This is a genomic window from Nocardioides sp., from assembly GCF_031397825.1.
In the GTDB taxonomy this organism is placed as follows: Bacteria; Actinomycetota; Actinomycetes; order Propionibacteriales; family Nocardioidaceae; genus Nocardioides.
Window position 1 is genome coordinate 13,728 of record NZ_JANNML010000031.1, and the last position, 11,608, is coordinate 25,335.

Below are 11,608 nucleotides of genomic sequence, written 5' to 3' on the forward strand. Positions count from 1 at the left end.
CGCCTCGGACGGTCGGGGCTAGCGCTTGCCCTTGAGGGCGGCCGGGATCTGCTTGCCCTGCTTGATCGCCTTCTCGGGCGCCTTGACCTGCTTGACCTTCTTGATGCCGACGAAGACCAGCAGCCCGGCGATCGCGAGGTAGAGGCCGAAGACGATCAGGAACGCCCAGTGCAGCTCGAGGCCCTTGTCGTTCCAGTGGATGAAGTAGGCCAGCGCGACCGACAGCATGATGATCGCGAGGACCGCGACGAAGCCTGCCGCGGCGAACATCGCGACGCCGATGCCGCCGGCCGTGACGCTGACCTTGAGCTCGCTCTTGGCGAGCTCGATCTCCTGGGAGACCAGGGTCGAGATGTCGCGACTGGCGTCGGCGACGAGACGTCCGATGGTGGGATCGCCCTCAGCGGGCGGTGCCTTGACCGGTTCGGTTGCCATGCAGGGTCCTCTGGGATCGAAGTGAGACCCCGACCCTACAGAACGGGGCGGGGGCGGCGCCCCGTCAGGAGGGGTGAGAGCCGTCGCGCTGGAAGACGTCCGGCACGCCGTCACCGTCGTCGTCGCGCTCCTCGAGCTCGCAGATGCGCCGGTAGACGCGGTTGCGGGCGCGCAGCACGATCGTGGCGAGGAGCGCCGCGGTCAGCGAGCCGACGAGCACGCCGACCTTGACGTTGTCCTCGCGCGCGCTGCCCTGGCCGAAGGCGAGCTCGCCGATCAGCAGGGAGACGGTGAAGCCGATGCCGGCCAGCATGGCCATCCCCGTGACGTCGACCCAGGTCAGCTCGTCGTCGAGGTCGGCGCGGGTGAAGGTCGCGAGCAACCAGGTGGAGCCCACGATGCCGACGGTCTTGCCGACCACGAGGCCGCAGACGATGCCGAGCGCCACCGGGTCGCGCAACGAGTCGACCAGTCCGCTGAGCCCGCCGACGGTCACCCCGGCGGCGAAGAAGGCGAAGACGGGCACGGCGAACCCGGCCGAGATCGGGCGGACGACGTGCTCGAGGTGCTCGGCCAAGCCGGGCTTGTCGGGGTCGGAGTCACGGCGCAGGACCGGCACGGTGAAGGCGAGCAGCACCCCGGCGACGGTGGCGTGCACGCCCGACTCGTGCACGAGGGCCCAGGCGACGAGGGCCAGGGGCACGAGCAGCCAGCCGCTGCGCACCCGTCGCTGCACCAGGAGGCCGAAGAGGCCGATCGGGACCAGCGCCAGCGCGAGGAACGCCAGGTCCAGCGACTCGGTGTAGAAGATCGCGATGATCGTGATGGCCAGCAGGTCGTCGACCACCGCCAGCGTCAGCAGGAAGGTGCGCAGCCCGCTCGGCAGGTGGGTGCTGATCACCGCCAGGATCGCGACGGCGAAGGCGATGTCGGTGGCGGTGGGGATCGCCCAGCCCCGGAGCCCGCCGTCGCCCCCGAGGTTCCACAGCACGAAGATCAGCGCCGGCGCGGCCATCCCGCCCACCGCCGCCGCCACGGGCACGGCTGCCCGGCGCGGGTCGCGCAGGTCGCCGGCGACGAACTCGCGCTTGAGCTCGAGGCCGGCCACGAAGAAGAAGATCGCCAGCAGCCCGTCGGCCGCCCACGTGCCGAGGCTCAGATCGAGGTGCAGCGACTCGGGGCCGACCCGCACGTCGCGGACGGACTCGTAGACGTCGGCCCACGGGGTGTTGGCCCAGATGATCGCGACCGTCGCGCCGATGATGAGCAGCAGCCCGCCGGTCGTCTCCGCGCGGAGGATCTCGGAGACACGGGAGTTCTCCAGGAAGGTGCCGCGCGCGAAGAGTCGCGGGCCCGTCGTACGACGGGGGGCTGGGGGTGGGGGTGGCGGCGAGGTCACGGGTGGTGGCTCCAGACAATGGGGTCGGTCAGGTCGTTGCCGACCAGACTTCCCGGCGCACCGCGCTCAGCCTAGCGCGACCCGACCCCGCCACGAGCGGCCCGGACATGGCCGAGTCGGCGCAATGTTGCACGGGCTGCAACATCGCGCCGACTCGGCGTGGGCGTTGCTCAGCCGTCGGCCTTGCCGGAGGAGACGCCCTTGCTGATCAGGTCCATCACGGCGCCGTCGGCCAGCGTGGTGACGTCGCCGACCTCGCGGTGCTCGGCGACGTCCTTGAGCAGGCGGCGCATGATCTTGCCCGAGCGGGTCTTGGGCAGCTCGGGGACGACCATGATCTGGCGCGGCTTGGCGATCGCGCCGATCTCCTTCTGCACGTGCTTGCGCAGCTCCTCGACGATGTCGGCGCCACCGTCACCGGCGGAGTCGCGCAGGATCACGAACGCGCAGACCGCCTGGCCGGTGGTCTCGTCGGCCGCGCCGACCACGGCCGCCTCGGCGACCTTGGGGTGGGAGACGAGGGCCGACTCGATCTCGGTGGTGGAGAGCCGGTGGCCGGAGACGTTCATGACGTCGTCCACCCGGCCGAGCAGCCAGATGTCGCCGTCCTCGTCCTTCTTCGCGCCGTCGCCGGCGAAGTAGAACCCCTGCTTGCGGAAGCGCGACCAGTAGGTCTCCTTGAAGCGGTCGTCGTCGCCCCACAGGGTGCGCAGCATGGCGGGCCACGGCTCCTTGATCACGAGGTAGCCGCCCGAGCCGTTGGGCACCGACTCTCCGTCGTCGTTGACCACGTCGGCCTCGATGCCGGGCATCGGGGTCATCGCGGAGCCGGGCTTGCCGGAGGTGACGCCGGGCAGCGGCGAGATCATGATCTGGCCGGTCTCGGTCTGCCACCAGGTGTCGACGATCGGGCAGCGCTCGCCGCCGATGACCTCGCGGTACCACATGTAGGCCTCGGGGTTGATGGACTCACCGACCGAGCCGAGGAGCCGCAGCGAGGACAGGTCGAAGCCGTCGGGGATCTCGCGGCCCTGCTTCATGAAGGTCCGGATCGCGGTGGGGGCGGTGTAGAAGATCGTCACGCCGTACTCCGCGATGATCTCCCACCAGCGGCCCTTGTGAGGGGCGTCGGGGGTGCCTTCGTACATCACCTGGGTCGCGCCGTTGGCGAGCGGGCCGTAGACCATGTAGGAGTGCCCGGTCACCCAGCCGACGTCGGCGGTGCACCAGTAGACGTCGGTCTCGGGCTTGAGGTCGAAGACCGCGTTGTGGGTGTAGGACGTGCCGGTGAGGTAGCCGCCGGTCGTGTGCAGGATGCCCTTGGGCTTGCCGGTCGTGCCGGAGGTGTACATGACGTAGAGCGGGTGCTCGGAGTCGAAGAACTCGCACGCGTGCTCCGCCGACGCGTTGTCGACGACGTCGTGCCACCACACGTCGACGGCGTCGTCCCAGGCGACCTCCTGGCCCGTGCGTCGTACGACGAGCACGTGCTCGACGTCGAAGCCCTCGCCGGAGGCCTTGGCGCGGGCCTCGTCGACCGCGGGCTTGAGCGCCGACGCGCTGCCGCGCCGGTAGCCGCCGTCGGAGGTGATGACGACCTTGGCGCCGCAGTCCACGAGGCGTGAGGCCAGCGCGTCGGAGGAGAAGCCGCCGAAGACGACGGTGTGGGGGGCGCCGAGACGGGCGCAGGCGAGCATCGCCACCACGGTCTCGGGGATCATCGGCATGTAGATCGCGACCCGGTCGCCGGCCTGGACGCCGAGGTCGATGAGGGCGTTGGCGGCCCGGGAGACCTCGGCCTGGAGGTCGGCGTAGGTGATGGTGCGCTTGTCGTCGGCGGGCTCGCCGACCCAGTGGAAGGCGACCCGGTCGCCGTTGCCGGCCTCGACGTGGCGGTCGACGCAGTTGTAGGCGGCGTTGAGTCGCCCGCCGACGAACCACTGGGCGAACGGGGGGTTGTCCCAGTCGAGGACGCGCTCCCAGGTCTGGTCCCAGGACAGCCGCTCGGCGGCCTCGGCCCAGAAGACCTCGCGGTCACCCTCCGCGGCGTCGTAGGCGTCGGCGGTCACGTTGGCAGAGTCGGCCAGGTCGGCCGGAGGGGCGAACGTGCGCTCCTCGCGGGACAGGTTGGACAGGGTCTCTTCGCTCACGGTGTTCACTCCTGGACGTGCGGGTGGGGTGGCGCTCGCCACACTAGGACGCTTCGACCCAGGGTGCAGGTCGAGGGTTGCTCGGAGGTTGCTGTGCCGATGCCGGGTGGCCTCCTCGCGGGGGCCACCCGGCATCGGTTCAGGCGGGCGACGGACTCAGTGGATGACCGCCTTCTCGGAGCCGGCACCGGTGAGGGCACGGACCTCGAGCTCGGTGAAGCGGTCCTCCGCCTCGGGCTCGCGCCGGCTGATGGTGCCGAGGTAGCCGAAGAGGAAGCCGAGCGGGATCGAGAGGATGCCCGGGTTCTCCAGGGGGAACCAGGAGATGTCGATGCTGGCCGGGAGCAGGCTCTGGTTGACCCCGTCGATGACGCCCTTGCCCGACATGACCGGCGAGAAGAACACCAGCAGCAGCGACGAGGCGAGGCCGCCATAGATGCTCCACGTCGCGCCGCGGGTGTTGAAGCGGCGCCAGAACATGTTGTAGACGATGGCGGGCAGGTTGGCCGACGCCGCGACCGCGAAGGCCAGGGCCACGAGGAACGCGATGTTGAGGTTCTGCGCCGGGATGGCGAGCAGGATGGCGATCAGGCCGATGGTGAACGCGGCGATGCGCGTCACCTTGATCTCCTGCTTCTCGGTGGCCTTGCCCTTCTTGATCACGTTGTTGTAGATGTCGTGCGCCACCGAGGACGACGAGGTGAGGGTCAGGCCGGCCACGACCGCGAGGATCGTCGCGAACGCGACGGCCGCGATCACCGCCAGCAGGATCGCGCCGCCCGTCGAGCCGGCACCACCTCCGACAGCCTCCGCGAGCAGCGGTGAGGCCAGGTTGCCCTTGCTGGTCGCCACCTCGGCGGCCTTGTCACCCTTGAGCAGCGCCGCGGCACCGAAGCCGAGGACCAGCGTGAAGAGGTAGAAGACACCGATCAGCCCGATGGCCCAGAGCACTGACTTCCGGGCGTCGCGCGAGGTCGGCACCGTGTAGAAGCGGATCAGGATGTGGGGCAGCCCTGCGGTGCCGAGCACCAGGGCGATGCCAAGCGAGATGAAGTCGATCTTGCTGGTCGTCGACACGCCGTACTTCAGGCCGGGCTCCAGGAACGCCTGGCCCTTGCCGGAGTTGGAGGCTGCGGCGCCGAGCAGCTCGGAGAGGTTGAAGTTGAACTTGGCGAGCACCAGGAACACGATCACCGCGGAGCCGGCCATGAGCAGCACGGCCTTGACGATCTGCACCCAGGTGGTGCCCTTCATCCCGCCGACGGTGACGTAGAAGATCATCAGGATGCCGACGCCGAAGATCACGAGGTTCTTGACGAACTGGCTGTCCACGCCGAGCAGGAGGGCGACGAGCGTGCCGGCGCCCACCATCTGGGCGAGAAGGTAGAAGATCGACACGACGACCGTGGAGGTCGCGGCCGCCATGCGCACGGGCGTCTGCTTCATCCGGTAGGCCAGCTGGTCGGCCATCGTGTAGCGACCGGAGTTGCGCAGCATCTCGGCGACCAGCAGCAGCGCCACGAGCCAGGCGACCAGGAAGCCGATGGAGTAGAGGAAGCCGTCGTAGCCCGACAGCGCGATGGCGCCGGAGATGCCGAGGAAGGACGCGGCCGACATGTAGTCGCCGCCGATGGCCAAGCCGTTCTGGATCGGCGAGAACGAGCGCCCGCCGGCGTAGAAGCTGTCGCTGCCGGAGTTGTCGCGGCTGGCCCAGAAGGTGATGCCGATCGTCAGGGCGACGACCGACAGGAACAGGGTCGTGGTGAGGACTTGGTGATCCATGTCAGTGGCCCTTCTCGTTCTTGCCGGCCTCGTAGCGGTCGTTCAGCTCGCGCGCCAGCGGGTCGAGGCGGGCGGTGGAGAAGCGGCTGTAGAGCCAGGCGAGCAGGAAGGTGGTGCCGAACTGGAGCAGGCCGAAGACCAGCGCGACGTTGATGTTGCCGAAGAGCTGGTGGTTCATGAAACCGGTCGCCCAGTTCGACATGAGGACGTAGAGCAGGTACCAGGCCAGGAAGGCGACGGTCGCCGGGAAGACGAACCCGCGGTAGAGCTTGCGCAGCTCGCCGAACTCCGGGGAGGCCGCCAGCTCGTCGTAGAGCGGGTCTTGGCGTTGGGACTGGGTGTGCGGTGTGTTGACGTCGGACGTCACGGACGGCCCCTTTCACGCGGCATGTGATCGCCGTCACCGTAGGAGCGTGAGTCGGGTCACGTGCAGGGGTGCGCGCCGACCCTGCGGTCAGCGGGAGGGGCGTTGCGCCGAGCGGTCACTCCCGTACGACGAACGGTCGCGGAGCAGAGTCGGCTGTGGGGCTGTGGGGCTGTGGGGCTGTGGGGCTGTGGGGCTGTGAGGACTGTGAGGCCGTGAGGACAAGTTGACGTTTGCGGTGTGCTGGTCCGCGGCCGACCGAAACCTGCGCTGCCTTTGATGAGGACATCCCGACCTCCACAGGAGTCCTCACATGACCATGACCAGCACCCCGCCGGCCGAGCAGGCGGCAGCGGCACCCCAGCGCAGGACCGGCCGGTGGATCGACGACTGGCGTCCCGAGGAGCCCGAGTTCTGGGCCGGGACCGGCCAGCAGGTGGCTCGGCGCAACCTGGTCTGGTCGATCTTCGCCGAGCACCTCGGCTTCTCGGTGTGGCTCATCTGGAGCGTCTCGTCGGCGTTCCTGCTGGCGCAGGGCTTCGAGTTCACCGCGCAGCAGCTGTTCTTCCTGGTCGCCATCCCCAACCTGGTGGGCTCGCTGCTGCGGGTGCCCTACACGTTGGCGGTCGGCAGCTTCGGCGGTCGCAACTGGACGATGGTCAGCGCCGGGCTGCTCCTGGTGCCGACGCTCGGCTTCGCGGTCGCGGTGACCAACCCGAGCACGCCGTACTGGGCCTTCTGCCTGATCGCGGCCACCGCCGGTTTCGGTGGCGGCAACTTCGCGAGCTCGATGGCCAACATCAACTTCTTCTACCCCGCGGCCAAGAAGGGGGCGGCCCTCGGGCTCAACGCGGCCGGCGGCAACCTCGGGGTCGCGCTCATCCAGTTCTTCCTGCCCGTCATCGTCGGCGGCGCGGGCATCTTCGGCCTGGTCAAGGCGAGCGAGGGCGGCATCCACCTCGAGCGCGCCGCCTGGATCTACGCCGGGCTGGCGGTGGTCGCGACCGTGGCGGCGTACTTCCTGATGGACAACCTCGGCACCTCCAGGGCGGACACGAAGTCGCAGCTGGCCGTGCTGAAGAGCAAGCAGACCTGGGTCATGTCGTTCCTCTACATCGGCACCTTCGGCTCCTTCATCGGCTACTCCGCCGCGATGCCGCTGCTGATCAAGCTCAACTTCTGGCGCCAGCCGGTCCCCTCGATCCCCGGCATCGGCATCAACTTCGTCTTCTATGCCTTCCTCGGCGCGCTCGTCGGCTCGATGGCCCGCCCGCTCGGTGGCTGGCTCGCCGACAAGTACGGCGGCGCCCGGATCACCCTGATCGCCTTCAGCGGCATGATCACCGGCACCCTCGGTGTCCTCTACACGATCAGCCAGCTCCAGCCCGTTCCGCCGCCGCCGGCTCCCGAGGTCCTCGCGCAGATCGCCGCGGACCCCGCGTCCTTCGAGTACCCGCCGGCCGTCCTCGACGCCGTCAACGCCAACACCGAGGTCTTCCCGTTCTTCCTCGGGATCTTCCTGCTGGTCTTCGCCTTCAGCGGGATCGGCAACGGCTCGACCTACAAGATGATCCCCGCGATCTTCAAGACCGAGGCGGACCGCGTCGGCGCCGAGGGCAGCGCCGAGCGCACGCACGCCGTGCTCAACGCCACCAAGCGGGCCTCGGCCGCGATCGGGATCATCGGTGCGGTCGGTGCGATCGGCGGCTTCCTCATCCCGATCACGTTCGGCTCGCCCTGGGTCACCGACCCGATCGACGCCACCCGGGCCGCGTTCACCATCTTCGCCGGCTTCTACGTCGTGTGCGCCCTGGTCACCTGGGCCGTCTACCTCCGGGCGCCGTCCGACGCCAAGGCCGCGACCAGCTACGCCGGGGTCGGGATCTGACTCGTGACCGCCACCCACTGCCCCTACTGCAGCCTCCAGTGCGGCATGACCCTCGTCCGCGAGGGTCGTGCCGCCCTGGCGGTGCAGGCGTGGCCGGAGTTCCCCGTCAACGAGGGCGCGCTGTGCCGCAAGGGCTGGAGCGCGGCCGGGCTGCGGGGCAGCCGCGAGCGGCTGACCAGCCCGCTCGTGCGTGACCGCGAGACCGGGGAGCTGCGCACCGCGTCGTGGGACGAGGCGCTCGACCTCGTCTCGTCGAAGGTGCGGTCGCTGCAGGCGTCGTACGGCGCGGACGCGGTGGCGGTCTTCGGCGGCGGCGGGCTGACCAACGAGAAGGCCTACCAGCTCGGCAAGCTCGCGCGGGTCGCGCTGGGGACCTCGCAGATCGACTACAACGGCCGCTGGTGCATGTCGTCGGCCGCGTCGGCCGGCAACCAGGCCTTCGGCATCGACCGGGGGCTGCCCTTCCCGCTGGCTGATCTCGAGCGGGCCGACGTCGTCGTGCTCGTCGGCTCCAACCTTGCCGAGACGATGCCGCCGGCAGCACGCCACCTCGACCGGCTCCGCGCCCGCGGTGGTCACGTGGTGGTGATCGACCCCCGTCGTACGACGACCGCCGACCGGGCCGACACCTTCCTCCAGCCGGTGCCGGGCACGGACCTGGCGCTGGCGCTGGGGCTGCTCCACCTCGTGGTGGCGGCCGGCGACGTGGACGAGGACTACGTGGCGGCGCGCACGACCGGCTTCGACGACGTACGCCGCTCGGTCGCCGTCTGGTGGCCCGAGCGGGTCGAGCGCGTGACCGGCGTGCCCGTCGCGGAGCTGCAGGCGCTCGCAGCCCTGTTGGGCTCGTCGGCGCGCGCGTCAGGGAAGGTGCTGGTGCTGACCGCCCGCGGCGCCGAGCAGCACAGCCAGGGCACCGACACGGTGCTCGCCTGGATCAACCTGACCCTCGCGCTGGGCATGCCCGGGCGCGAGGGCGCGGGCTACGGCTGCCTCACCGGGCAGGGCAACGGACAGGGCGGGCGCGAGCACGGCCAGAAGGCCGACCAGCTGCCCGGCTACCGGATGATCGACGACCCGGCCGCGCGCGAGCACGTGGCGCGGGTGTGGGGCGTGCCGGCCACCTCGCTGCCCGGCAAGGGGCGCTCGGCCTACGAGCTGCTCGACTCGCTCGGGACCGATGGGGGAGCGAAGGCGCTGCTGGTCTTCGGCTCCAACATCGTGGTGTCCGCGCCCAACGCGACGCAGGTGACCTCGCGACTGGAGTCGCTGGACCTGCTCGTCGTCGCCGACATCGTCATGTCGGAGACCGCGGCCATGGCCGACGTGGTCCTGCCGGTCACGCAGTGGGCCGAGGAGACCGGCACCATGACCAACCTCGAGGGCCGGGTGATCCTGCGCCAGCAGGCCGTCACACCGCCCGACGGGGTCCGGAGCGACCTCGAGGTGATGGCCGGCCTGGCATCGCGGCTCGGGTCGGCCGGGGTCTTCTCGGAGGTCCCCGAGGAGGTCTTCGCCGAGCTGGCGCTCGCCTCGGCCGGCGGCAGGGCCGACTACGCCGGCATCACCTACGACCGGATCCGCGCCGAGCACGGCGTCTTCTGGCCGTGCCCGACCGCCGACCACCCGGGGACGCCGCGGCTGTTCGCGTCCTCCTTCGCCACTGCCGATGGTCGCGCGCGGTGCGTGGCCGTCGAGCACCGCGGCGCCGCCGAGGTGCCCTGCGAGGACTTCCCGGTGCACCTGACGACCGGACGGGTGCTGGCGCAGTACCAGTCCGGCGCCCAGACCCGCCGGATCAAGGACCTGCCCGACACCGGCCCGTTCGTCGAGATGCACCCGATGCTGGCCGACCGGATCGGTGCCCACGACGGCGACCTCGTCGTCGTCGCCACGCGTCGCGGTGAGCTCAAGGCGCCTGCGCGGGTGGTGTCGACGATCCGGCCGGACACCGTCTTCGTGCCGTTCCACTGGGTCGGCGCCAACCGGCTCACCAACGACGCGCTCGACCCGTCGAGCCGGATGCCGGAGTTCAAGGTCTGCGCTGCGGCGGTGCGCACGTGAACGGCCGTGTCGGCGGGCGCCGGCGCATCGTGGTGGTCGGCAGCGGCATGGCCGCGACGCGGCTGGTGGAGGAGCTGGTGGCGTCGCCGGCCGCGACCGACCTCCACCTGACGGTGCTCGGCGACGAGGACCACGCGCCGTACAACCGGATCCTGCTGTCGGCGGTGCTCGAGGGCACGCACGGCCTCGACACGATCACGCTCCGCTCGGCGCAGTGGCACGCCGAGCACGGGGTCGACCTGCGGCTCGGCGCGCGCGTCCTCGGGGTCGACCGGGAGCGGCGCGACGTGGTGCTCGTCGACGGGACCGTGGTGCCCTACGACCGCCTGGTCCTCGCCACCGGCTCCATCCCCAGCCTGCCGCCGATTCGTGGGCTGGTGCGCCTCGACGGACGTCTGCACGAGGCCGTCCACGCCTTCCGCTCGCTCGACGACTGTCGGCGCCTGATGGCGGCCATCGGGGTCGAAGTGCACAACGCGGGCGACGAGGTCACCGCGGTTGGTGACCAGACCGCACACCCCGTTGTGCGCCCTGCCCAACGAGCAGTGGTGGTGGGCGGCGGCCTGCTGGGACTCCAGGTGGCCCGGGCGCTCAGCGTGCGCGGCCTCGACGTCGAGATCGTGGAGGGCGGCGAGCACCTGCTGCGCAGCCAGGTCGGCAGCCCGGCCGGCCAGGTGCTGGCGCGCGACCTGCGCCGTCTCGGCACCACCGTCTACACGGGCGCGCGGGCGGTCCGGATGAGCGACACCGCCGGCGGGGCGGTCGGGCTGCGCCTCGACAACGGCTACACCCTCGACACCGACCTCGTCGTCCTCACCGCCGGTGGTCGACCCTCGACCGCGCTGGCCCGCGGGGCCGACCTCGAGGTCCGGCGCGGGATCGTGGTCGACGACCACCTCGCCTCGGTCACCGACCCCGACGTCTTCGCGATCGGTGACTGCGCCGAGCACGGCGGCCGCACGACCGGCTTCGTCGGGCCGGCCTGGGAGCAGGCCTCGCTCCTCGCCCAGCGACTCACGGACCCGGACGGTGACGCCACCTACACCGGCAGCCGCTCGGTCGCGCGGCTGCGCGCGACCGGCCTCGACGTCGCGGTCCTGGGCGACCCCGAGCGGGCCACGGCCGACGGGGGCGACGTCGTCGAGGTGACCAACCCCGTCGTCGGCTCGCACCGCAAGCTCGTCGTGAGCGACGGCGTCATCGTCGCCGCCACGCTCGTCGGGGACCTGTCGCGGATCGGCCTGATCACGCAGTACTTCGACCGCGGCACCCGCCTCTCCGGCACCGAGCCCGCAGCTCTCCTCATGGGCGACCGCTTGGCCCCGCCGTCCCGTCTCGCCGACGACGCCGAGATCTGCGCCTGCGCCGGCGTCAGCGCCGGGCGCATCCGCGCGTGCGCCTCGCTCGACGAGGTCCGGGCCACCACCCGCGCCACCACCGGCTGCGGCGGCTGCTCGTCGTCCGTCGCCCAGCTCCTCGCCGACCGGCCCGCCCTCACCCCCTCGTCCTGACCCCCTCGTCCTGAT

The 11,608-nt window shown here is 70.9% G+C and carries 8 protein-coding genes; 3 read left to right on the forward strand and 5 right to left on the reverse strand.

Annotated features, from left to right (window positions below; genetic code table 11):
- Positions 1-18: 18 nt before the first annotated feature.
- The 5 genes from RMN98_RS02320 to RMN98_RS02340 form a co-directional block, all read right to left on the reverse strand.
- Positions 19-435 (reverse strand): phage holin family protein, encoded by a 417-nt coding sequence (locus RMN98_RS02320; RefSeq protein WP_309647191.1) that lies wholly within the window; start codon positions 433-435, stop codon positions 19-21.
- A 64-nt stretch (positions 436-499) separates the two neighbouring features.
- Complete coding sequence (gene nhaA, locus RMN98_RS02325) at positions 500-1,834, reverse strand: Na+/H+ antiporter NhaA (protein ID WP_309647192.1); 1,335 nt, start codon at positions 1,832-1,834, stop codon at positions 500-502.
- 170 nt (positions 1,835-2,004) lie between these two features.
- Complete coding sequence (gene acs / locus RMN98_RS02330; protein WP_309647193.1) at positions 2,005-3,984, reverse strand: acetate--CoA ligase; 1,980 nt, start codon at positions 3,982-3,984, stop codon at positions 2,005-2,007.
- Between the two features lie 156 nt (positions 3,985-4,140).
- Positions 4,141-5,766: a cation acetate symporter gene (locus RMN98_RS02335; RefSeq protein ID WP_309647194.1), complete on the reverse strand. Its 1,626-nt coding sequence runs from the start codon at positions 5,764-5,766 to the stop codon at positions 4,141-4,143.
- 1 nt (position 5,767) lies between these two features.
- Positions 5,768-6,133, reverse strand: coding sequence for a DUF485 domain-containing protein (locus RMN98_RS02340; protein ID WP_309647195.1), 366 nt, complete (start codon positions 6,131-6,133; stop codon positions 5,768-5,770).
- Positions 6,134-6,443: 310 nt separating this feature from the next.
- On the opposite strand from RMN98_RS02340, the gene RMN98_RS02345 reads away from it, so the two are divergent.
- From RMN98_RS02345 to RMN98_RS02355, 3 genes are read left to right on the forward strand one after another with little or no spacing between them, the layout of a single operon-like run.
- Positions 6,444-8,018: an MFS transporter gene (locus tag RMN98_RS02345; protein ID WP_309647196.1), complete on the forward strand. Its 1,575-nt coding sequence runs from the start codon at positions 6,444-6,446 to the stop codon at positions 8,016-8,018.
- 3 nt (positions 8,019-8,021) lie between these two features.
- Entirely contained in the window at positions 8,022-10,082 is a 2,061-nt protein-coding gene (locus RMN98_RS02350) for a molybdopterin oxidoreductase family protein (RefSeq protein ID WP_309647197.1), read from the forward strand.
- A complete protein-coding gene (locus tag RMN98_RS02355) occupies positions 10,079-11,593 on the forward strand; it encodes an FAD-dependent oxidoreductase (RefSeq protein WP_309647198.1) in 1,515 nt (504 codons plus the stop codon). Before RMN98_RS02350 ends, RMN98_RS02355 begins: the two co-directional genes overlap by 4 nt.
- Positions 11,594-11,608: the final 15 nt, after the last annotated feature.

Bases quoted from the DNA above. Each gene is read 5' to 3' on its own strand.
- RMN98_RS02320 (WP_309647191.1), bottom strand. From the start codon at position 435: ATGGCAACCGAACCGGTCAAGGCACCGCCCGCTGAGGGCGATCCCACC.
- RMN98_RS02335 (WP_309647194.1), bottom strand. From the start codon at position 5,766: ATGGATCACCAAGTCCTCACCACGACCCTGTTCCTGTCGGTCGTCGCC.
- RMN98_RS02345 (WP_309647196.1), top strand. From the start codon at position 6,444: ATGACCATGACCAGCACCCCGCCGGCCGAGCAGGCGGCAGCGGCACCC.